This is a genomic window from Pedobacter westerhofensis (assembly GCF_900182595.1).
Classification (GTDB): domain Bacteria; phylum Bacteroidota; class Bacteroidia; order Sphingobacteriales; family Sphingobacteriaceae; genus Pedobacter; species Pedobacter westerhofensis.
In genome coordinates this window covers 379,725-402,331 of record NZ_FXTN01000001.1, presented here as the reverse complement: position 1 = coordinate 402,331, position 22,607 = coordinate 379,725, and the positions used below count along the sequence as shown (strand labels likewise).

24 protein-coding genes are annotated in these 22,607 nt (G+C 43.9%); 10 read left to right on the top strand and 14 right to left on the bottom strand.

Features of this window, described 5'->3' with window-relative positions; all coding sequences use genetic code 11:
- Positions 1–35 precede the first annotated feature (35 nt).
- Positions 36–347 (top strand): 50S ribosomal protein L21, encoded by a 312-nt coding sequence (gene rplU, locus FN831_RS01620; protein WP_142526441.1) that lies wholly within the window; start codon positions 36–38, stop codon positions 345–347.
- 59 nt (positions 348–406) lie between these two features.
- On the top strand, positions 407–835 hold the full coding sequence (gene rpmA, locus FN831_RS01615) for a 50S ribosomal protein L27 (RefSeq protein ID WP_142526440.1): 429 nt from the start codon (positions 407–409) through the stop codon (positions 833–835).
- Positions 836–904: 69 nt separating this feature from the next.
- On the opposite strand, the gene FN831_RS01610 is transcribed toward rpmA, so the two are convergent.
- Positions 905–1,273 (bottom strand): helix-turn-helix domain-containing protein, encoded by a 369-nt coding sequence (locus tag FN831_RS01610; RefSeq protein WP_142526439.1) that lies wholly within the window; start codon positions 1,271–1,273, stop codon positions 905–907.
- A gap of 190 nt (positions 1,274–1,463) precedes the next feature.
- On the opposite strand from FN831_RS01610, the gene FN831_RS01605 reads away from it, so the two are divergent.
- A complete protein-coding gene (locus tag FN831_RS01605; protein ID WP_142526438.1) occupies positions 1,464–2,429 on the top strand; it encodes an ATP-binding response regulator in 966 nt (321 codons plus the stop codon).
- Positions 2,430–2,452: 23 nt separating this feature from the next.
- On the opposite strand, the gene FN831_RS01600 is transcribed toward FN831_RS01605, so the two are convergent.
- Together FN831_RS01600 and rnr are read right to left on the bottom strand one after the other, a co-directional pair.
- Positions 2,453–3,421: a polyprenyl synthetase family protein gene (locus FN831_RS01600; protein ID WP_142526437.1), complete on the bottom strand. Its 969-nt coding sequence runs from the start codon at positions 3,419–3,421 to the stop codon at positions 2,453–2,455.
- 56 nt (positions 3,422–3,477) lie between these two features.
- Complete coding sequence (gene rnr, locus FN831_RS01595) at positions 3,478–5,610, bottom strand: ribonuclease R (RefSeq protein ID WP_142526436.1); 2,133 nt, start codon at positions 5,608–5,610, stop codon at positions 3,478–3,480.
- Positions 5,611–5,835: 225 nt separating this feature from the next.
- Between rnr and FN831_RS01590 the strand changes: the two genes are divergently transcribed.
- The gene (locus FN831_RS01590) at positions 5,836–6,675 is read left to right on the top strand and encodes a mechanosensitive ion channel family protein (protein ID WP_246101289.1); all 840 of its coding nucleotides are present in this window, start codon (positions 5,836–5,838) and stop codon (positions 6,673–6,675) included.
- A 73-nt stretch (positions 6,676–6,748) separates the two neighbouring features.
- On the opposite strand, the gene FN831_RS01585 is transcribed toward FN831_RS01590, so the two are convergent.
- Entirely contained in the window at positions 6,749–8,464 is a 1,716-nt protein-coding gene (locus tag FN831_RS01585) for an ABC transporter ATP-binding protein (RefSeq protein ID WP_142526434.1), read from the bottom strand.
- Positions 8,465–8,525: 61 nt separating this feature from the next.
- On the opposite strand from FN831_RS01585, the gene FN831_RS01580 reads away from it, so the two are divergent.
- Together FN831_RS01580 and FN831_RS01575 are read left to right on the top strand one after the other, a co-directional pair.
- Entirely contained in the window at positions 8,526–9,839 is a 1,314-nt protein-coding gene (locus FN831_RS01580) for a nicotinamide mononucleotide adenylyltransferase (RefSeq protein WP_142526433.1), read from the top strand.
- A gap of 36 nt (positions 9,840–9,875) precedes the next feature.
- Positions 9,876–10,853: a glycoside hydrolase family 43 protein gene (locus tag FN831_RS01575; protein ID WP_142526432.1), complete on the top strand. Its 978-nt coding sequence runs from the start codon at positions 9,876–9,878 to the stop codon at positions 10,851–10,853.
- Here FN831_RS01575 and FN831_RS01570 read toward each other — a convergent pair.
- Together FN831_RS01570 and FN831_RS01565 are read right to left on the bottom strand one after the other, a co-directional pair.
- The gene (locus tag FN831_RS01570; RefSeq protein WP_142526431.1) at positions 10,850–11,296 is read right to left on the bottom strand and encodes a GNAT family N-acetyltransferase; all 447 of its coding nucleotides are present in this window, start codon (positions 11,294–11,296) and stop codon (positions 10,850–10,852) included. The genes FN831_RS01575 and FN831_RS01570 overlap by 4 nt on opposite strands.
- A complete protein-coding gene (locus tag FN831_RS01565; protein ID WP_142526430.1) occupies positions 11,296–11,787 on the bottom strand; it encodes a YajQ family cyclic di-GMP-binding protein in 492 nt (163 codons plus the stop codon). Before FN831_RS01565 ends, FN831_RS01570 begins: the two co-directional genes overlap by 1 nt.
- Positions 11,788–11,861: 74 nt before the next feature.
- On the opposite strand from FN831_RS01565, the gene FN831_RS01560 reads away from it, so the two are divergent.
- From FN831_RS01560 to FN831_RS01550, 3 genes are all read left to right on the top strand, one after another.
- Entirely contained in the window at positions 11,862–12,653 is a 792-nt protein-coding gene (locus tag FN831_RS01560) for a hypothetical protein (protein ID WP_142526429.1), read from the top strand.
- Between the two features lie 105 nt (positions 12,654–12,758).
- Complete coding sequence (gene ppk1 / locus FN831_RS01555; RefSeq protein WP_142526428.1) at positions 12,759–14,816, top strand: polyphosphate kinase 1; 2,058 nt, start codon at positions 12,759–12,761, stop codon at positions 14,814–14,816.
- Positions 14,817–14,821: 5 nt separating this feature from the next.
- Positions 14,822–15,724: a Ppx/GppA phosphatase family protein gene (locus FN831_RS01550; protein WP_142526427.1), complete on the top strand. Its 903-nt coding sequence runs from the start codon at positions 14,822–14,824 to the stop codon at positions 15,722–15,724.
- Here FN831_RS01550 and FN831_RS01545 read toward each other — a convergent pair.
- The 7 genes from FN831_RS01545 to FN831_RS01515 are packed head-to-tail and all read right to left on the bottom strand — an operon-like array spanning position 15,681 to position 21,175.
- On the bottom strand, positions 15,681–16,253 hold the full coding sequence (locus FN831_RS01545; protein ID WP_185960346.1) for a 4'-phosphopantetheinyl transferase family protein: 573 nt from the start codon (positions 16,251–16,253) through the stop codon (positions 15,681–15,683). The two genes, FN831_RS01550 and FN831_RS01545, sit on opposite strands and share 44 nt — an antisense overlap.
- Positions 16,240–16,503, bottom strand: a complete 264-nt coding sequence (locus FN831_RS01540; RefSeq protein WP_142526425.1) for an acyl carrier protein — start codon at positions 16,501–16,503, stop codon at positions 16,240–16,242. Before FN831_RS01540 ends, FN831_RS01545 begins: the two co-directional genes overlap by 14 nt.
- Positions 16,496–17,776 carry a beta-ketoacyl-[acyl-carrier-protein] synthase family protein gene (locus tag FN831_RS01535; RefSeq protein WP_142526424.1) on the bottom strand — a complete coding sequence of 427 codons (1,281 nt, stop codon included), beginning with the start codon at positions 17,774–17,776 and terminating at the stop codon, positions 16,496–16,498. The genes FN831_RS01540 and FN831_RS01535 overlap by 8 nt, the downstream gene beginning before the upstream one ends.
- Before the next feature lie 6 nt (positions 17,777–17,782).
- Entirely contained in the window at positions 17,783–18,229 is a 447-nt protein-coding gene (locus FN831_RS01530) for a 3-hydroxyacyl-ACP dehydratase FabZ family protein (protein WP_142526423.1), read from the bottom strand.
- 52 nt (positions 18,230–18,281) lie between these two features.
- A complete protein-coding gene (locus FN831_RS01525; RefSeq protein ID WP_142526422.1) occupies positions 18,282–19,334 on the bottom strand; it encodes a type III polyketide synthase in 1,053 nt (350 codons plus the stop codon).
- On the bottom strand, positions 19,331–20,041 hold the full coding sequence (locus tag FN831_RS01520) for a methyltransferase domain-containing protein (protein WP_142526421.1): 711 nt from the start codon (positions 20,039–20,041) through the stop codon (positions 19,331–19,333). Before FN831_RS01520 ends, FN831_RS01525 begins: the two co-directional genes overlap by 4 nt.
- Positions 20,042–21,175, bottom strand: coding sequence for an NAD(P)/FAD-dependent oxidoreductase (locus FN831_RS01515; protein ID WP_221931236.1), 1,134 nt, complete (start codon positions 21,173–21,175; stop codon positions 20,042–20,044). It abuts the gene before it with no gap.
- 154 nt (positions 21,176–21,329) lie between these two features.
- Here FN831_RS01515 and FN831_RS01510 point away from each other — a divergent pair, with 154 nt between their 5' ends.
- Positions 21,330–21,827 (top strand): ORF6N domain-containing protein, encoded by a 498-nt coding sequence (locus FN831_RS01510; protein WP_142526420.1) that lies wholly within the window; start codon positions 21,330–21,332, stop codon positions 21,825–21,827.
- Between the two features lie 53 nt (positions 21,828–21,880).
- Here the strand turns inward: FN831_RS01510 and pgl are convergent, their stop codons facing one another.
- Positions 21,881–22,606 (bottom strand): 6-phosphogluconolactonase, encoded by a 726-nt coding sequence (gene pgl, locus FN831_RS01505; protein WP_142526419.1) that lies wholly within the window; start codon positions 22,604–22,606, stop codon positions 21,881–21,883.
- Between the last annotated feature and the right edge of the window lies 1 nt (position 22,607).

Sequence of the window (22,607 nt, the reverse complement as noted above, 5' to 3'; positions counted from 1 at the left end):
AAAAATAAACAATTTAAAATACTAATTATTTAACAATGTACGCAATAGTAAATATAGCAGGACAGCAATTCAAAGTTGCAAAAGACCAGCACCTTTTTGTACACCGTTTGCAAGGAGATGAAGGCGCTAGTATTGAATTTGACAATGTATTGTTGGTTGAAGACGGAGGTACTATCTCTGTTGGTGCCCCTTCACTTGCAGGCGCAGTCGTTTCAGCTAAAATCGTGTCTCATTTAAAAGGCGATAAAGTAATCGTTTTCAAAAAGAAACGTAGAAAAGGTTACAAAAAGAAAAATGGCCACCGCCAGTATTTCACAAAAATCCAGATTTCTGGTATCAGTTTATAATTAGTTGTTAAACATTAGATAGGCAGCTCAGGCTGTTTATTCATAAAATATAAAACAAAATGGCACATAAAAAAGGAGCCGGTAGTTCGAGAAACGGACGTGAGTCTCATAGTAAACGCTTAGGTATCAAAATTTTTGGTGGTCAGGAAGCTATTGCAGGAAACATCTTAGTACGTCAGCGCGGAACTAAACACCACCCTGATAAAGGAGTTGGTATTGGTAAAGATCATACTTTATTTGCTCTTGTAGACGGTACAGTGATCTTCAGAAAGAAACAGGATAACAAATCTTATGTTTCTATCCTGCCTCTTGCTGTAACTGCACCTGTTACAGAAGAAATTAAACCTCTTGCTCAATCAGCACAAGCTGAAGTTGAAATCGAAGCTCCTGCAGCTGAGGCGCCAGCAAAAAAAGCACCAGCTAAAAAAGCTGCTAAAGCTGAAACAGCTGAGACTGCTACAGAAACTGAAGCTGCTCCGGCAGAATAATTTTCTCCACATACAAAAAGGGCCGCAACGATTATTCGCTGTGGCCCTTTTTTATAGGTTGTCCTTTTTTTAGGATACCATGATCTCTTTTTTCAGATGTTCCAGTTCTTCTTTCAACTGTTTAAGTGAGCTTGAAAAGTTTTTAAGATTAGACTCCAGCTCTTTTGCAATCGAAACAAAAGAAAGGTTCAACTGCCTGATCTCGATAATCTGTTTTTCTTCTTCTCCGTGCAGCAGCCACTCATAGCTTCTGTTGTAATGCCTTGATATTGCGTTTAGCGTGTTAAACGTTGGATATTGGTTGCCTAGTTCAATTTGAGAATAGTTACTTCTGGACAAGTTTAAAAAATCGGCTACATAAGCCTGAGCGTAAGACTTTTCCAGTCTTAACGACTTAATTCTTTCCCCCAGTATTTTCTTTGACAGAATTTCTTGCATAAATAATATTTTTTTTGTTGGTTTGTCTCTTTATTCTATGGGTGTAAAAAGGCAATTATCGAACCATTATAGCGATCTCTGCCCGGTACAGTTACGTTTGTTGGTGGGTTTTGGATGTTAAAAAATGATTAAATGTTTAAGAAAAATAAAATGAATGCTTGTATTTGTGTCATATTAATGGAAATCAGCTATGAAGCTTAGTGCTCATTGTGATTGTTATGCCGATAACTCATACTTCCTTTTCAATAAAAAAAATCAAATCATTTCTTTCAGGATTCACTCCACTGAAAAACTAGGGTATTTTTTAGACAAGAATCCTGTGATTGGGGAACCATTTGTGGAATTCATTTCACAGAAGTATGTGAAATCATTTTCTGATCTGGTAGCGGAGTGTTTTGAAGGCAAATCTTTTAATATTGAAAACCGGTTAAAGGTCCAGGATAAGGAAGATGTACTGATGCAGGTAGTCCTCACGCCAGTATTTACCGGCCCTGATCAGGAGTTTGTAGCCTGTACAATTATTGACAGCAACAGGAAAACCAATCAGATGAAACTGCTGGATGAATATTCGCACCTGGCCTCGCACGACCTGCGGGCGCCTATTACAAATATCCTCAGCTTGTCCAGTATGCTCAATTATCCTGAAATGGATTCACTTGATACCAGTAAAATCAGGGAATTGCTCACGGATATCAATTTTCAGGCAGAGAAGCTGGATGATATCATCAAAATGCTCAACAGGCTGATCAATAAAGGTGAAGCCACTAAAGAATTTGCCGGCGAAGCCACAGTAATTGATTCCAAGCATATTATGCTGGTAGACGATGATTCGCTAACGAACAAGCTGCACCACATGATCATTACCAAGCACAATAAGAATAAAAGGGTAGTGCAGTTTGACCGGCCGCTGCTTGCGCTCAACTATCTGAAGGAGAATCATCCCGATCTGATCCTGCTTGACCTGAATATGCCGGAGATGGACGGCTGGGCCTTTTTAAGGGCGCTGGAGGAACGCAATATAAAAATCGATGTGGTGATCATCTCATCTACGATTGATCCGGCTGAACGCAGCAGAGCGCAGTCTTTTAAATCAGTTAAAGACTTCCTAACAAAGCCTTTAACTTATGATAAGATCAAGCATCTGGTAGATAACTGATGATATGGCTTTCCCGGAGGATCTTAATGCTCTCTGTTGATCAGCGATCTCGCCAGCATGTTCAGCTCTGCTTTTCTGTTGTCCCTAATATTTACTTTGTCCAGTGATGTAAAAGCGATATCGGCCCTTCGTTCCATTTCGGCAGTGGCAAGGTCCCTGATCTTGTATTTGTTGTACAGCCTGGTCACCGTTTTAACCTTATGTGCATAATCGGTGGCCCCCGAAAGGCTTTTCAGAGCGGCCAGATCTTCTGCCGCTGCAAGTTCCTTAAGCTTAAGCAGCAAAAAGGTCTGCTTATTGGAAATGATGTCTCCGCCAACCTGTTTGCCAAATTTTACAGGGTCGCCATACACATCCAGGATATCATCCTGCAGCTGAAATGCAAGCCCGAAGTTTACGCCAAAATCATACAGCAGGTTTGCGTCTTCTGTTCCTGCACCGCCAATGATGGCGCCGATCTTCATACACCCGCCAACCAGGACCGCAGTTTTAAGACGGATCATATTGATATATTCTTCGATACTGACATCAGTCCGCTGTTCAAACTCCATATCCAGCTGCTGGCCTTCACAGACCCCGCTTGCAGTATCATTAAAACAGGTAAGAACATCCTTTAGTACAGATGTATCAAGCCTGGTCATGTGCCTGTTGGCTTCTACCATCATGGCATCGCCACTGAGAATAGCATTGTTAACGCCCCACTTCACGTGTACGGTATCCTTTCCCCTGCGTATAGGGGCATTGTCCATAATATCGTCGTGGATCAGTGTAAAGTTGTGGAAGGTCTCAATTGCAAGAGCGCCTTCAACCGCAATAGCAACATCATCATTAAATAATTCACTGGAGAGCAGCAGCAGCACAGGCCTGATTCTTTTACCGCCCAGGCTCATGATATAACTGATAGGTTCGTACAATTTTGCGGGCTGGCTGGGATACTGAACGTTTTTAATCGCTTGTTCTACGATATCTTGTAATTCAACTATGGAATGCATTATTTATTTTGTGGTCTTTTTCTAAATTAATTGCTCCCTGATCTGTTACCTGACGGTTAATCCTGTACCAGTGAGAAATCGATCTGTCTTTTCGACAGATCTACTTTTTTTACTTTCACTTTTACTTCATCGCCCAGCTGATATTTCTTTTTCTTGCGCTGGCCCACGATGCAGTAATTTTTTTCGTCCAGTACGTAGAAGTCGTCTGCTATATCCTTTAATCTGATCATTCCCTCACATTTATTCTCAATCAGTTCTACATACATGCCCCATTCGGTAACGCCTGAAATGATGCCCATAAACATCTTGCCTACATTTTCTTCAAGGTATTCTACCTGTTTGTATTTGATGGAAGCGCGTTCTGCATCGGCAGCACGTTTTTCCATGGCCGATGAATGGGAAGCTGCGGTTTCATATTCGTCTTCGTTTGCCGATCGTTCACCATTCAGATAGGCTGCGAGCAGGCGGTGTACCATCACATCCGGATAACGGCGGATAGGAGAGGTGAAATGCGTGTAATGATCAAATGCAAGTCCGTAATGGCTTGTCTTTTTAGTAGTATAAACTGCTTTTGCCATCGAGCGGATCGCCAGCTGGGTCAGTACGTTCTGTTCTTTTTTGCCCTCTACGTCTTCCATCAGGAAGTTTAGCGATTTAGCAATATCCTTGTCAGATTTCATATTGATCTTATAACCAAAACGTGCGGCAAACAGTGCAAAGTTGCCCAGGTTTTCGAGATTTGGAGAATCATGTGAGCGGTACACAAAAGTATACTTCTGTTTTCCCTTACCTTTTTTTGCGATAAACTCTGCTACTTTTTTATTGGCAAGCAGCATGAAATCCTCAATCAGTTTGTGTGCGTCTTTCCGCTCTTTTACATAAACCCCGATTGGTTTTCCTTTTTCATCGAGCTGGAATTTTACTTCCGTACTTTCAAAGCTGATGGCGCCGTTTTTAAACTTCCTGTCGCGCAGGATATAAGCAAGCTCGTTGAGCTTCGCAAGTTCAGCCGCGTAATCGCCCGTTTTATTTTCTATCACTTCCTGTGCTTCTTCATAGCTGAAGCGCCTGTCGGAATGAATTGCCGTTCTTCCGAACCATTCATTTTTGATGTTGGCTTCATTATCCAGTTCAAATACTGCCGCAAAGCAGAGCTTGTCTTCATGGGGCCGCAATGAACATACCCCGTTGCTCAGTCTTTCGGGCAGCATGGGAATTACCCTGTCCACCAGGTACACGGATGTAGCTCTGGAATAAGCCTCTTTGTCCAGCCAGCTTTTGGGCTGAACGTAGTGAGATACATCAGCGATATGTACACCGATTTCATAGTTTCCGTTTTCGAGCGTTTTAAAAGAGATGGCATCATCAAAATCCTTCGCATCTGCCGGGTCAATGGTAAAAGTTGTTGTCTGCCTGAAATCCCTGCGGTCTTTCATGTCATCCTCAGTAATCTGCTCCGGGATTTCATTGGCTTCTTTTTCAACCTCCGGCGGAAAGGATAGCGGGAAACCGTATTGTGCCAGAATGGCGTTCATTTCCGTGTCGTTTTCGCCCTGCGTGCCCAGAATATTGATGATCTTTCCAATCGGGTTTTTTGCACCTTCAGGCCAGTCTGTAATGGCCACCTGTACCTTTTGTCCGTTTTTTGCACCGGCCAGGTCTGTCAGGGGCACAAAAATATTGTACAGCATCTTTTTATCGTCGATGGTCACAAAAGCAAAGCGTTCTGATATTTTGATCACGCCTATAAAGTCGGTTTTCAGGCGCTGGATGATTTCTACAACTTCACCTTCGTTTTTCCTGCCGCTTTTTTTGGCGTAGATGTACACTTTTACCTTATCGCCATGCAGTGCATTGTGCAGTTTGCGGGCTGATACAAAAACATCCTTTTCAAATTCATCATCCGGAATGATAAAAGCCGCTCCGTCTGCAGTCATATCTACCTTGCCTGTGATAAAGGTCTTCAGGTCTTTTAATTTGAATTTGCCTTTCTCAGGCTCAGCAAAGACACCCTTCTGGGCTTGTTCTTTAAGGATTTCCAGGATGGTTTCCCGGGATTCGTTATCTGTTATGTTCAATTTGGCTGAGACTTGTTTGTAATTCAGGGCCTCATTATTGCTTTTCTCTAAAACGTCACTGATCAACTGTGTTATTACGAGTTTTATTTGAGAAGATTTCTTTTTTGCCATAGTATATTTGTCAATATTCCGAAGGTAACACTTTGAAATGATTTATGGGGTAAAAAGAAGCTAGTGTATATTTGTACAATGATCCGCTGAGCTTTGCATAGTGATAATCAGGGTGGATGGTTTGCTTTAACCTGGCAGAAAAAAGACCCCTTAAATAAACGATAAAGATATATCCTGCTAAAAATGATCGAGGAAAAACAAAGAAAGATTAAAAGTGAAATATTTATGATTTTGGTAAAGACCGTGCTGTTTATGCTGATGGTTTATGCTAAATTCAGTGAGCCAGATCTTTTTATAAAGTATCGCTGGATCGAGAATACTAACTCCGCACTGATTGTATTCCTTGGGCCAAGTACCGCTGTTTCCTTTCTGCGTTTGATTATCATTTATTGGTATATCCGTAAGCACCGCTTAAAACCAAATATCAAAGATAATTTCATTCTGGGGATCAACAGGATCGTCTCTATATTAAATACGGCTTTTGGGGTCATCGCTTTTATGATCTTCATGGGGAAATCCCCCCTGGAATTCTTAACCAGCATTACTATCGTCGCAGCGGCTATTGCTGTCACATTTAAAGATTATATCACTAACATGATCAATGGACTGATCATCATGTTCTCAGATCGCCTCTCCCTCGGCGATCATATCAAATTGCATGATACCGAAGGTAAAATCCTGGATATTACTTTGATTAACGTGATCCTTCAAAACGAAGACAATGACATGGTGATTGTTCCTAATTCTGTGGTGTTCAGTTCAGTGATCATCAACCAGTCGAAACAAAACATCAAAAAACTAAGTATTGAGTTTGAGCTGTCTCTGAGCCTTGGTTTCGCTCCGGGGGAACTCGAAATCTATCTGAATGAATCTGTTCAGGGCTTTGCTAATTATATCACGTCTGGCGGCTTAACCATCAAAACACTGGCCATCAGTAAGGATGTAGCGCGGTTCAAAGTCCAGGTATTGCTGAATAATTACGACAAGCTGAAGGAAAGAGAGATCAGGCGGGCACTGAACACCGCTGTGCTGCAATTGTCTGCGCCTGATCAGCCTGCCAGATAGGTTCAGCTTTTAACAACTCCCGGAGGCACGGATGCAAAGTTTTTAATATGCTTCCCGGCACTGATTCTATAAATTATTCAGGGAATCTTCTTCCCGGTATTGCAGCAATCAGCTTCTTGGTATACGCTGTCTGCGGATCATTGTAAATGATTTCCGGAAAGTTTTCCTCTTCGATTTTTCCTTTGTTCATCACGATCATACGGTCTGATAAATGTTTAACTACCGCCAGATCGTGCGAGATAAAGATATAGCTGAGCCCGAGTTCCTGCTGCAGTGACCGCAAAAGGTTAAGCACCTGCGCCTGTACAGATACATCGAGTGCAGAAACAGATTCATCGCAGATGATCAGCCTCGGCTGTAAAGCTAATGCGCGGGCAATCACGATACGCTGGCGCTGGCCGCCGGAAAACTCGTGCGGGTACCTGTTCAGGTGTTCGGGTTTCAGGCCTACCAGTTCAAGGAGGTGCTGTACATGGTTTAGCCGCTGGGTGGCAGAGTTAAATACGCGGTGCACCTGCAGGGGTTCCATCAGCGCATTCCCTACGGTTAATCTTGGATTAAGGGAAGAATAAGGGTCCTGGAAAATCAGCTGGATCTCCCTGCGCAGTTTTCTCAGTTCAGTGCTTTTCAGGTGAGTGATGTCCTGCCCTTCAAAGGTGATAGATCCCGATGTGGGCTCTGTGAGCCTGAGAATAGTTCTCCCCAGCGTAGTTTTGCCACAGCCAGACTCGCCAACCAGTCCGAGGGTTTCGCCGGGATGAAGTTTAAAGCTTACATCATCTACTGCTTTTACCACCTCTGTTGCCTGGCCAAAGAGTCCCTTTTTGATGGGGAACCAGGTGCAGAGATTTTTGATTTCGAGCAGGGGCGGGGCGCTGTATAATTTTTTCCTCCGGCTGTCAATCTCTTCCTGCGAATAGCTGTTGCCGGCCAGCAGATGCGCGACAGGCCGGTCGGCAGTAGCGCCAATAAAATCTGCCACTACCGGTAATTTTTTTAAACGGTGCTGCGGAGAGGGCCTGCAGGCCAGTAATCCTTTGGTATATGGATGCTGCGGATGATGAAAAAGTGCATCCACTGTTCCCTGTTCAACAATCTCCCCTTTGTACATCACGGCAACTTCGTCTGCAATCTCACTGATCACGCCCAGGTCATGCGAAATAAAGATCATCCCCATGTTCCTTTCTGTTTTGATTTTTAACAGCAGTTGCAGGATTGTCTTCTGGACGGTTACATCCAGCGCAGTGGTAGGTTCATCGGCGATCAGCAGTTCGGGATTGCAGCTCAGCGCCATCGCAATCATCACCCTTTGTTTTTGTCCCCCCGAAAGCTGGTGAGGATAAGACTCGAACATTTGTTCCGGACGGGGGAGCTGCACCTCTTTGAAAAGCGCAATCGTCCTTTCGCGCGCTTCATCCTTTGAGAGCGACTGGTGCAGGATAATTGCCTCCTGTACCTGGTAGCCGCAGGTAAAGACCGGGTTGAGCGAGGTCATTGGTTCCTGAAAGATCATCGCTATCCTGTTGCCGCGGTAACAATTCATCTCCTCGTCTGACAGCTGCGGCAGGCTCACCTCATTAAAGATGATGTCGCCGCCGATCCTCGCATATTTTGGATCGTGTAAGCGCATAATAGAAAAGGAGGTCACTGATTTCCCGGAGCCGGATTCACCAACGATTCCCAATACTTTTCCCTTTTCTGCGCGGAAACTGATTTTCTTAACGGCTGTAACCCAGGAGCGCTCTTCCTGGTTATAGAACTGAATATTTAGATCGATTACATTTAACATCTGAAGACCAATATAGCTAAAATTATCCCTCAAATTCCGGGTTTTTGGCTATTTTTGCGGAATGGAAAGAGAAATTCTTGATACCAAGCGTAAAGCCCTGAATATTAACCTAAACCCTGATATTTACGGAACTTTTGCTGAGATCGGGGCAGGACAGGAAGTAGCCCGTAATTTTTTTACGGCAGGCGCTGCTTCAGGAACGGTAGCAAAAACCATGTCGGCTTACGACATGACCTTCAGTGACGCCATCTACGGGGCGGAAGAAACAGGAAGATATGTAAGCCAGTCGCGCTTAAAAAAAATGCTCAATCATGAGTTCGACCTGCTTACTGAAAGACTCTGCGGAGAAAAATATGACTGCAGGACATTTTTCGCTTTTGCAGATACGGTAACCACCTTAAATTATAACAAATCCAATGACCCCCACGGCTGGATCGGGGTGAAGTTCCAGATCGAGCCCGGAGGCGAGCCCAATGAGATCTTTTTTCATGTTCGCTTGCTGGATACTGATGCTGCCCTGCAGCAAAATGTGCTGGGGATCATCGGCGTAAACCTTGTTTATGCGGCTTTCTATTACAATGATGATCCCAAAAGGATGATCGAATCCCTGGTAGAAAATCTCACTGTTGGCTCGGTGGAGATCGACCTGATCTCGGTCAATGGCCCTGCTTTTAAGAGCATCAACAATGTGCTGCTCAATTTATACCTTGTAGTGAAGGACTTCTCCGATGCTGCAATATTTGATTCACTGGGCAACCCCTGCCTGGCCAAGGACCTGCTGTACAAAAAGGACATCATGATCCTCAGAACAAAATATGCGCAGAAATCACTGCCCAATTTCAGCATGTTCAACAATGCTGTGGACCAGTTCAGGCGAACGGAGAATGTGAACAAAGAGAATCTCAGTGTGCTGATCGAGGTGCTGATGTCCAATGTGCTCACCGCTAACGATGAAGTTCCTGAAGATATTGATCTCGATGCCGTAGCAAAGCGTGCCGAAGAAATGTTTAAAACGGGCAACCTGGTCATTGTTTCCAACTTTGCAAGACATAATAAACTTGCCAAGTACCTGGACAGGTGCAAACCCAAGAGCGTAGGGATATCTACCAATATCAATAACCTGAAATTTGTATTCAACTCCAGTAATTTCGGCGGCAATTATTCCAGTCAGCTGCTTAGTTATGTAAGTGATATGTTTACCAAAAATGTGAAGCTGTTTGCCTATCCCTTTCTGGATAAAAAAACAAACCAGGTAATTACGACGGCAAATATGCCCGTTACACCTGATGCAAAGCCACTTTTTGATTTTTTGATTTTGAATGGATATATTACGGACATTAAGGACTACAGTGAAACTGATGTGAAAACTGTCTGATCCTGTATTTTTGACCATATCCAGTAAAAAGCCAATATGAAATCTCTAAATTCTCTTTTACTAGTTTTGCTTACCGGCATTTCGGGCGCTTTTGCGCAGCAAGCCACTACTTCGGGCAACCCCATTTTTAAAGGCTGGTATGCAGATCCTGAATCTGCTGTCTTCAACAAACAGTACTGGGTTTATCCCACTTACTCTGCTCCTTATAAAGAACAGGTATTTCTGGATGCGTTCAGTTCCAAAGACCTGGTCAGCTGGGAAAAACATCCGCATGTACTGGATACAGCCGCGGTAAAATGGGCTAAAAAAGCAATCTGGGCCCCTGCAATTGTTGAAAAAGATAAAAGATATTTCCTGTTTTTCGGGGCAAACGATATTCAGAGCGACAAGGAAAGCGGCGGGATAGGAGTGGCAGTGGCTGATCGTCCTGAAGGGCCTTACAAAGATCATATCGGCAAGCCGCTGATTGACAGCTTTCATAATGGTGCACAACCAATAGACCAGTTTGTATTTAAGGATAAAGACGGGCAGTATTATATCATTTACGGTGGGTGGCAGCATTGCAATGTTGCAAGGCTGAGCAATGATTTTAAAACACTTGTGCCTTTTAAAGATGGGACTACTTATAAGGAAATTACTCCTGAGGGTTACGTAGAAGGCCCGTATATGTTCGTCAGAAACGGAAAATACTATTTCATGTGGTCTGAGGGTGGCTGGACAGGCCCTGATTATTCAGTAGCATATGCCATAGCCGATTCTCCGATGGGCCCTTTTAAAAGAATAGGAAAGATCCTTAAACAGGACCCGAAAATAGCGACCGGTGCCGGGCACCATTCTGTAATTCACAACAAGAAGAAAGACCTCTGGTACATTGTTTATCACCGCCGGCCATTAACAGAAACAAACGGTAACCACAGGGAAACCTGTATCGATGTGATGTCCTTTGATAAGGATGGCCTGATCAAACCTGTGGTGATTACCAAAGAAGGAGTGAAAGCACAAAGATTAGACTAATCTTTGTGTTTCAGATAGGCATTCTGGATGATAATTGCCATGATGCTGTCCGGGTTTTCTAGGGCTTCAAAGCCAAACTGACTGTACAGGGCATGTGCATCCCGCGTAGCCAGCATATATCTTCTGAGGCCCTGCAGTTCCTCATGGAAAAGCATGATCGTCATTAACTTCTTAGATAAACCAAGTCCGCGGAATTCATCTTCCACGTACACATCTGCCAGATATCCGAACGTTGCGCCATCGGTGATCCAGCGGGCAAACCCTGCCTGGCGGCCGTCCCTGTAAATACCAAAGCAAAGGGAGTTGGCAATCGATTTTGCTACAATCTCCTTTGGGATTTCCCGGGCCCAGTATGACTGCGTGCTCAGGTAATGATGTACCGCGGTAACATCAACCAGGTTTTTGTCGTCAGAAAAGATAAATCCGTTCTCCGCAATTTCCATTAGTTACGCATATTGATGAATTGTAAAGGCTGGCCAAAGTCTTCACTTTTGCACAATGCAATCACTTTCTGCAGGTCGTCTATGTTTTTGCTTTGTACCCTTACCTGATCGTCCATCATCGAAGGCTGAACTTTAAGCCCGCTGGCTTTGATCTTGGCTACAATTTTCTTGGCTACTTCTTTGTCAATTCCTTCCTTGATCGAAATTTCTTTCCTGATCATGTTCCCCGAGGCATACTGCTCTTTCCCGAAATCAAGGCTTTTGGGATCCAGATTTTGCTTCACCATTCTTGAAATGATCGAATCCTCAATTGCTTTCAGTCGCATGTCATCTTCAGTAACCACGGTGATTACGTTGGTTTTTTTATCGTGGTCAATTGTGCTTTGGGAGGTGGAGAAATCATAACGGTTAAGGATTTCCTTTTTTGCGTTGTTCATTGCATTATCCAATGTTTGCGCATCTACTTTACTTACGATATCGAAAGTGGGCATGATTATAGCTTTAGAATAAAAAATATATTAGATTTAAATATTAATCTTTTAACGTTCAGGCTAAAAAATATTTTATGAAAACCAGAAAACCAAAAGTGCAAAAAAAACTCGCTAAAAAAGCAGTTAAAAAAGAATTAGAATTAAGTCTTGCACAAAAATTCCTTGAGGCAATCACTCACCTCGGACATGATGCTGAAAAAATTGGCGATGATGTAGCAAAGGCGGCTAAAACTGTTGCAGCTAAACTGGCGAAGAAATTTAAGTCCACCGAACAAGAAATCAGCACTAAAGCTGTAAAGGCTAAGAAATCCGCAGTAAAGGGATCTGAAAAAGCCAAAAAGGAAGTAGAAAAAGCGATCTCTAAAGCAAAGCCGGTGGTAAGCAGTATCAAAGTGCCTGCCATTGAAACAGCAGAGAAAGCAGCAAGTGCCATAGCCAAACCTGTTAAGGCAGCAACTGTACAGGCAAAAGCAGAAACTGCCGCACCTGTTCAAAGAGCAAAGCGTGCGATCAAAACTACAGCGGCCAAAACTGAATCTGCTGCTGCAGTGACTAAACCAGTTACAACGCCTGCGAAGCCTGTTGATGCTCCTGTCAGCACTACAAAAACACCAGCTTTAAAAACACCAGCTTCAAAAACGCCCGCGACAAAAACACCCGCCGCTAGACCCCGCAGTGCAAAAACTCCTGCCGCAGTTAAACCTGCAGCAGCATCAGATGATACAAAAACTCCGGCAGCCAGAAAAGCAGGAAGACCCGCTGCAAGAAAAACACCGGCTGCCCAAACTACAGCTTCTGCCACAACTTCTGCTCCGGCAAAATCTACTGGCGCAGCTGCAGATCAGGCTAATGATGACAGTAAATAAAATGCGGTTTTCCTATGGTTAAGCCCTGAATAATTAACATGGATTTAACAATAGAATATGCAGTTTTGAACATCCGCTCCCCGCAGGGAATTTTGATTCTGATCCATGACTAAAAAGAAGGTACCATTTTTAAATAGAGAGATTAGCTGGTTATATTTTAATGAACGGGTTTTGCAGGAAGCGGCGGATGAAACTGTACCCCTTATTGAAAGAATAAAATTCCTCTCGATATTTTCATCCAACCTCGAAGAGTTTTACCGGGTGAGGGTAGCAACAATGATGCGCCTGTCCAATTTAAACGACAAAACAAAGGAGCTTTTAGGGTTCAATCCAAAAAAGATCCTCAATGAGATAAAAAATATTGTTGTTCGGCAGGAACGTAAATTTGAGCAGCTTTTCCAGGCAACGCTGATCAATGAACTGGCTCAGAACCGCATATTTATTCTCAATGATACACAGCTCAACGTTGCCCGGGGAGAATTTGTAAGAGAGCATTTCCGGGACAAAATCCTGTCCAACCTGGTACCGATTATGGTTGACCTTGAGAAACCATTTCCGGAGCTCAAAGACCGCTATCTCTACTTTTTTGTGCGGCTCAAAAAGAAAACCGGCAAAAAGGATGAGAAATATGCACTGATCGAATTGCCACCCAACCTTCCCAGGTTTTTGGTACTGCCAGAAACCAATGGTCTGAAGTTTATCATCCTTGCAGAAGACATCATCAAATATTGCCTTGATGATATCTTTTATGTGTTTAAGTATGATGAGATGGATGCTTTTTCCATTCAGCTTACACGGGATGCGGAGCTCGACATCGATAAAAACGTGAGCGAAAAGTTTATTGATGAGCTCAAAACCAGTCTGGATAAGCGCAAAAAGGGCAAGCCCATGCGTTTGTTGTATGATACGGCAATGCCCTTTGATATGCTGGGCGTGCTGGTGGCCAAAATGAAGATCGAAGCAGAAAGCCTGATCCCCGGAAACAGGTACCACCGCTTTGGAGATTTTATCCGCTTCCCTAATGTGGGCGACAAAAGCCTTGAATATGCACCTACGGTTCCATTAAAAGTTCATGGGCTGCACCGTACCCAAAGTATTTTTGATAAGATTGCAGAAAGGGATTACCTGATCAACCTGCCTTATCAGTCGTACGATTATATCATCCTGTTTCTGCGTGAGGCTGCAATTGATCCCAAAGTGACGGCGATCAATATTACGCTGTACAGGCTTGCAGAAGATTCAAGGGTAATTAATGCTTTAATCAATGCCGCCAAGAACGGTAAAAAGGTAAACTGCCTGGTTGAGCTCAAGGCCCGCTTTGATGAGCAGGCCAATATCTTCTGGACAAACAGGCTGGAGGAAGAAGGTGTTCAGGTAAATTACGGACTGACAGATTATAAAGTTCACTCCAAGATCTGCCTGGTTACACGTATAGAAAAAGGCAGGCCAGTGTATTATGCGAATCTTGCCACAGGCAACTTCAATGAGAAAACCGCGAGGCTTTATTGCGACCATAGTATTTTTACGGCGAAGAAAGAGATTACACACGATCTGATCAAACTTTTTGCTGCGTTGAACAAAAAAACCGTAGCTACAGGATTCAAACACCTGATTGTGTCGCCGCTGGATACCAGGAACAGGTTCTATCAACTGATAGACCGTGAAATCAAAATCGCCAAATCAGGAAAACCAGCTTACCTGATTTTCAAGGTAAACAGTCTTGCCGACGAAGGTATTGTAGAGAAATTATATGATGCCAGTAATGCAGGCGTGCGGGTGAAACTGATCGTACGGGGGATTTGCTGTTTAATACCCGGTGTGAAAGGTTTTAGTGAAAATATTACCGTGATCAGCATCATTGACAAATTCCTGGAACATGCCCGTGTATTTGTTTTTGGAAATAACGGTAAGGAAGAGATCTACCTTTCTTCTGCCGATCTGATGAGCAGGAACTTTGAACACCGCGTTGAGGTGGGCTTTCCGGTGCTTGATCCCGAGGTAAAACAGGAGATCAGGGACATCATCGATTTCCAGTTGCAGGATAATGTGAAAGCCAGGGACATCACCCGGATGAACAATAACAAATACCATAAAAACCGTATCAGCACGAAAGTGAGGGCACAAGTTCAGACTTATAATTACTTAAAAAATAAACATCAATAACAATTATGCTCAGATACGCTGCAATTGACGTTGGCTCCAATGCTGTTAGACTGCTTATTGCAGATATCACCCAAAGTGACAATGGTTTTAGTTTTAAAAAAAACACATTGGTAAGGGTTCCGCTACGGTTGGGAGATGATGCCTTTTTAGATCATAAAATTTCTGAGCGCAAGATTGAAGACCTGCTGAAAACCATGTCGGCTTTTAAAAACCTGATGGACGTTTACCAGGTATCAAAATATCTCGCCTGTGCCACCTCGTCTATGCGTGAGGCAGGTAACGGGCAGGAAATTATTAAACTGATCAGCGAGCGTGCAGGGGTCGATCTGGAAATTATTGAAGGCCAGAGGGAAGCAAACATTATTTATGCTAATCATATTGAAGACAGCCTGGACATCAGGAAAAATTATCTGTACATAGATGTGGGCGGGGGTAGTACCGAGCTGTCAGTTTTTGTAAATAAAGTGCCTGTTGCTTCAAAGTCGTTCGATATCGGGACCATCCGTATTCTGGATAACCAGGATAAAGAGGAGACATGGGAAGAAATGAAACTCTGGGTAAAAGAACAAACCAAATATCATAAGAACCTCGCCGGAATCGGTACAGGCGGAAATATCAATAAGCTTTATCGCATGGCGAATGAGAAAGAAGGGATGCCGCTCACCTTTTTAAAGCTTAAATCGTTATTTAACCAGCTTAACAGTCATTCTTTAAAGGAAAGGATCCAGGTTTTTGGCTTAAATCCAGACCGCGCAGATGTGATTATCCCGGCTGCGGAGATATTTATTACCCTGATGAAATGGACAGGAATCAAACAGGTTTATGTGCCAAGAGTGGGTATGGCCGACGGGATCATCAATCTGCTCATTGAGGAGAACCTGCATAAAGAGGAGCAGAAAACACAATAGCAGCATACCTGCCGTGATGGCTCACTGAAGCCTCCAGTATCTGCGGGCCTGGGAGCTGCCTTACCTGGGGCAAACCTGCTCCGTTTTTTGAAAGAATATATCCCGGGTGTGACTGATTAAAATCAGACACATATCCGGGAGTATAATTCAGGTAATGAGTTTGCAGTTGTCCCAGTTCTTCTTCGCGGAGGACCGCCACAGTGTGGACCATCTCCGTACTCACTTCAGCGTTGATGAATAAGCTGAACTCATAAAAAGCGACAGATGCCCTTACGCTGCTTCCCTGCATATGCAGGCCGCTGCATACGAAAGATCGCGGAGCATAGCTGCGCATACCGGATAATCTGTTGACCACCTTGTAGCTCGCTTCCTTCATTGTCCAGATCAGCCATAGCATGGTATGCGGATCAGCTGCCGATAAAATCAGCTGCTCTTCCTCAGCGGTGCAAATCTTTTGCAGATATCCTTTTCTCTGCCAGTTGCTGTCCCTGGCAGCCTGTTTCAGGTCTACCAGGTCATTCCCTGCCACTTGCGGCAAGTTTATCTTCAATGATTTCTATTGCTGCCCTTACAGTGAGCATGCGTGCCATAGCATCATTATCAATTTCTATCCCAAACTTTTCTTCAACATCCAGTACTACATCTACCAGATTGGCCGAATTGATTTTCAGATCTTTAATAAAATCTGTATCCTCACTGATGTGATCAAGCGCTTCCGGCTCCTGAGTGTAGGGTGTGACAATGGTTTTCAGTTCTGAAATGAATTCTTCTTTATCCATGTTGATATTTTTTAAAAATGATACAGGCATTTATATCTCCAAAGCCAAAACTGGCCTTGGCAAGAATGTTAAAATCATGTTCCATGCATGCTGTTGGAATGCGTTTGGGATCAACCAGCTGTGCAATGGCGGGATGCAGGTCTTCACAATTGATATTGGGAGAGATAAAGCCCTCCGAAAGCTGTAATACTGAAGCTACGCTTTCTATACTTCCCGCGGCGCTGATACAGTGACCAATCATTCCCTTGAGCGAATTGATATACGGGAATGCGCCTCCCTGGCGGGCCATGGCAGCGGCCCAGTTCCTGATCTCTGTAACGTCTTTTGAGGTAGCGGTAAGATGTCCGTTGATCACATCAATATCCCCACTGCCGATGCCCGCTTCCTTAATTGCCATGGTGATGCAGCGCTGTACGCCCTCATTATTCGGGGCAGTCATTGTTCCGGAACCGCGCTGTCCGCCAGAGTTTACATGCCCGCCGAGCACTTCTGCATAAATGCGGGCCCCTCTGCCCAGGGCGCTTTCCAATGTTTCCAGGACCACTGCGCCGGCACCACTTCCGGGCACAAATCCCCTGGCCGAAGCACTCATTGGCCTGCAGCCTTTTTCAGGCTGGTCATTGTACTGGTACGGGCATATCTTCATAGCATCAAATCCGCCCCAGATATAAGCCCCGCTGTCACTTGTACTGCCGGCCAGCATTAGGGTAGCCTTGCCGCTCTTTATACGCTCATATGCCATTAAAATGCTTTCCACGCCAGTAGCACAGGCGGATGAATTGGTAGATATCTGGTTGCCCAGTCCCAGTTTTCCGGAAAGATAAGCGCTCACGCCACTGTTCATGGTTTGTGCTACTACGGTACTGCCCAGTTTACGGATCTGTAAATCATCCACCTTATAGATAGCTTCCCGGAATTTATCTATCCCCGATGTGCCGGTGCCAAATACAGAACCACATTCCCAGTAGGGCGTACCATCCGGCGCTGCCGGTTCCAATCCTGCATTCTTCCAGGCATCCATGCCAGCGATCACGCCATAAACAATGCCTGTACTCTGCAGGCCCCGCAGTTCCAGCGGGCTAAAGTATTGCTGTAAACGCTCATCGTCAATCACAGGTTTTCCTGCAATCTGGCAGGAAAAGAGCAGTTTCTCCAGCTGGGGATCATGTCTGATCCCGGAGATACCATTTCTGATGGCATGCCTGAACTGTGCAAGATCTGTCCCGTTGGGTGAAACAACTCCTAATCCGGTGATCACAACGCGCTTATCCATGCAGTGTTAGGATTGCAGTTTGGCAGTTACCATACCCGAAATGTTTCCTTTGCACACGGTTTCTCCGGCTTCGTTGGTCATTACCACATTGCAGTTCAGTTTCTTAAAGCGGAAATAAACTTTTTCTGCCTTTACGGTAACTTTCTCTCCCGGGAATACGGGCTTCATAAAATCTACTGCAACTGAAGTCAGCATCACATGTGCTTTCATATCTGCATTGCTGTCGCCATAAAGGTAGATGCCCAAACAAACCAGGCCGATCTGAGCCATCGTTTCTGTCATGATTACCCCCGGAGTAACCGGTGAGTCTTTAAAGTGGCCTTTGTAAAAATCAAGGTCTTTATCGTAGGTGAATGTTCCAACTGCTCCGTTTTCATCGATTTGTAAAAGCTCATCTACAAAAAGAAAGGGCTTGCTGTAAGGTAATTTTGCTACTATCTCCTGTGCTGTCATTTGTATTATTAAATTAAAAAATCATTTTTTGTAAAGTAAACACAAAAATCTTTTACCAGCGCAATAAAAGTCGCTGTGCTGTAAAACCGGGGCCAAAGCTAAGCATCAGTCCGTAGCTGCCGCTTTCCGGTTTGCTGTCCATGATGCGTTCCAGTACATACAATACTGTGGCGCTTGACATGTTGCCATACAATCTTAAAACCTCTTTGGTCTCATCAATGTTTTTGCCCAGATCACTAAACAGAGCTTCTACCAGCATGATGATCTTTTTTCCGCCGGGATGAAAGATCAGGTAATCCATATCCCCGATTTCCAGGCCACTCTGCGCAAGAAAGGGGTGGAGTATGTCCGGAAAATGTTTTTCAATGGCATCCGGCACACCTATATCCAGCACCATTTGCAGGCCCGTATTGGTGGGTTTAAAGCCCATCAGGCCTTCCGCATCATAGAAGTGGTACATTTGTTCATTCAGCACCTCGGGACCCTCGTCCTCCGGATGGGAAGAAAGCAGCGCACAGGCTGCCCCGTCACCAAAAATGGCAGCACTCACAATGTTGGCCATTGAATAGTCATTGAGCTGGAAGGTGGCCGTCGGCGATTCCACGGAAACAACCGCCGCGCGTTTTCCGGGATTGGCTTTCAGGAAATTCTTCGCGTAAATCATTCCTGACACCCCTGCAACACAGCCCATTTCAGTTACCGGCAGCCTTACAATATCCTGGCGCAGTCCCAGCATGTTGATCAGGTAGGCATCCAGTGAAGGGATCATAATTCCGGTACAGCTCACTGTAATTAAAAAATCAATATCCTTGCTCCGCCATCCTGCTTTATCAATCGCGCCTTGTAGGCATTTAGCACCCAGTTTAATTCCTTCCCTGATATAAATTTCGTTTCTTTCCTCAAAGCTGAGATCACTGAAAACTTCCTCAGGCGACATAATAGAGTATCTGCGGTCTACCATGGCATTTTCAAAAATCTTTTTCACTTTTCTGATGAAACGGTCTTCCTGTCCATGCAGCCACATGTCAAGAAAGGGCATAATTTCACTTGTATTCCTTGAATAATTGGGCAGGGTTTTGTTCACGGCCTTTATTTTTACACTCATAATTTTACGATCCATTGATAGCGGAATGCCCATTTCCACCGGATAAGAGAATTTTTTAGATTTAGTTTTTGTGCGTAGGAGAGCAGGTCTGCTTTCTTAAAACCCCTGAGGATAGATACCAGGCCGTCCTGGCGCGACATATAATTTAAACGGAATACAAAACACAGGGCCTCAAAAAGATGATAGGCGATGGCACTGCGCTGCAAATCATTGATGACATAGCCCAGTGTGGCAGATTTCCCAAACCTTTGCAGCAAGGCCATAATCTGACCGTCGGTAAAATGATGCAGGGTAAGCGTGCAGAGGATGATGTCGCAGTTTTCGATTTCCTTCTGCGTGTCAAAAATATCCGTACATTTATAACTGATATTTGAATAAGACGATGATAATCTGCCTGCATGATTTACTGTAAACGCATTGGCATCAATGCCCTTCAGTATAAAGTTTAAATCATTCTTAAGCGCATAATCAGCGAGGGCCCTCAGCATATCTCCATTTCCACATCCAATATCAACAATACGGATAACCTTCTGTTTTGGTTGCTCCCTGATCAGTGCGGTAATTCCTTCCAGAGTAACCTTATTGCCTCCCAGCAGCTGGTTAATACTGGCTATTTTATCCAGTGCATCTCTTAATATTTCTCCTTCCATCTGAAAATCGTCCATGATCTCCGGAGCGGTACTTCTTTGCGTTGTATCTACAAACATCTATTGGTCTACGGTTAAAATTTCGCCATGGGTTTTTCTGATGATCAGCGGCAGTAGTGGCGGGATACTGATCATCCCTTTCAGTATCATATCCGCTAAGCTTTCTTTCCCCAATATATAAGAAAGGATACTGCCCATCCGTAATCTCGATCTGAATTGCTTATCCCAGGAAGAAATATACAGTTTCTCGAGCACAGATCTGCCGGCAATCTTATTCCCTAAAAATGCAGTCAGCAGTTCGGCACAGATCTTTGCACTGTTAATGGCCATAGCCATTCCATTCCCGCAAAGCGGATGAATCAATCCTGCGGTGTCTCCAATCATCAGGATATGATCGTTAACCGCTTCCTTTGCCCCGAAAGCGAGCTGACTGACCGTTAATGGTTCAAATAACGGTTCGGCCTGCTCAAAGATATTTCTCAGGTGTTTATTTTCACCAAGCACCTGCTGCTGATAGCTGTTGATGTTTTTATATGCTTTAAAACTACGGTAATCGGCCAGGTAGCAGATATTGATCTTTTGCTCTTCAACCTTAGATACCCCGCAATAGCCGCCGCGGAAATTGTGCAGCCCTACCAGATGGCTGGGGAATGTTCCGGAATAATGAGCTTTTACTGCCAGATACGGCGATTTTTCCTGTATGAAAGTTCTTTTTAATTTAAGGTCCATTGCAGAACGTTTACCATATGCCCCTATTACCTGCCGGGCAGAAATATTTTTTCCGGACAGTGTGCTGATCTTAAATTGATCGTTTTCAAAGCGTACTTCGCTTACTGTATCCCGGGCAACAGTTCCGCCTCTGCTTTTAAATTGCTCGTAAAGGAAGTTGTCGAGGATAAACCTGCTGATCCCAAATCCACCCATTGGTAATGTGGTATGTATACTTTTTCCGGAAAGAACCGAAAACTGAAGGGTAGTGATTTCTGTTGCGCCCAGCACACGGGGATCGGCATCCAGCCATTGCAGGTAGGGCAGCACTTCATTTGAAATATATTCGCCACATACTTTATGATGCGGATAGCTGGCTTTTTCAACAATCATCACCCCGATTCCTGCGCGATGCAAATGCAGGGCAGCCGTTAGCCCGGCCAGTCCGCCCCCAATAATTAAAACTTCTGTCTCAGTATGCATCATTTGAAATCCCAGGGCTATAATGTTATAACATCGGCAAATTAAAAATTGTTTAGCATAAACTGTGAGTAAATTTTTTTAATTTGAATAATGGTATCAAGTTAGAATCTTAAAAGATAAAGATGTCAGAAAACAAAATATTCCAGATGAAATTCTGTTGAACAGGATCTATAAAATCAGGGATCAGAAGGTCATGCTTGACAAAGATCTCGCGGAACTTTATGATGTTAAGCCCATCCGTTTAAGGGAGCAGGTAAAGCGTAATCCTGAGAGATTTCCGCTGAACTTTATGTTTCAATTAACGCCTGAAGAGGCTTTAAACATGGTATCGCAAAATGCGATACCTTCGAAACAACAGCTTGGGGGTACATTGCCCTATGCGTTTACCGAGCATGGAATACTCCAATTATCCAATGTTTTGAGGAGCGAAAGGGCCATAGCGATGAGTATACGCATTATCGAGCTGTTTGTAAAGCTGAGGGAAACCATGCTTTTGCACAAAGATGTTTCACTGTTAGTGGAACAGATTGAAAAAAGGCTGGGTAAACAGGATGAAAAAATTGGATCTTTAATCCGTTATTTGAGAAAATTTAAAGAAAAAGATGAAGTTCCGAGAACGATGATCGGCTTTAAAACCAGGTCTGGCAACCAATAAAAAGCCCTGTTCCGTTTTACTCAGAACAGGACTGTAAATTTTAGGCCTTTTAACTAGTTATCCAGCAACTTGGCAGCTTCGCTATCTAAAAAGAAAGTAAGGCTTCCGTCTATCGGATCAATCAGTTGTGAAGGGTAAAGTTGCGTATTTTTGGTTTGATCTTCAATCACATGTTTGATTGCTTCAGCTTTAGCTTCACCAAAAACAAGGAAAGCTACATTTTTGGCTTTGTTGATCAGCGGTGCAGTGAAAGTGATCCTGTAGGTATCTAGTTTCTCTACAAAAACAGAATCTACAGTAACATCTTTATTGCCAAGAACTTCAGTTCCCGGGAAAAGGGAAGCGGTATGCGCATCATCGCCCATTCCCAGTAAGATCAGGTCGAATGACAGATCTGCGCCTTTAAAATGTGTGGAGATTTCTTTGGCATATTCTATCGCTGCTTTTTCCGGAGCTTGTGTAGTATCTACAAAAAAGACGTGATCAGCAGCTATATTCAATGGATCGATAATTGATTTTCTCGCCATCAAACCATTATAGCTTTCATGTCCGGGAGGAACATTGCGTTCATCGCCCATAAAGAAATAAACTTTAGTCCAGTCCAGTTTCTCCCTGTAATCCATAGCCAGCATGGTGTACAAGTCTTTTGGAGAATTGCCGCCGGTAAGTACAAAATTAAAACATCCGTTTTCGGCAATTGCCTTCTCGCCAATGGTAATAACATACTCTGCCAGGTCTTTCAGCAGTTCAGCCTTTGTTTTATAGATAAGTAAGTTCATG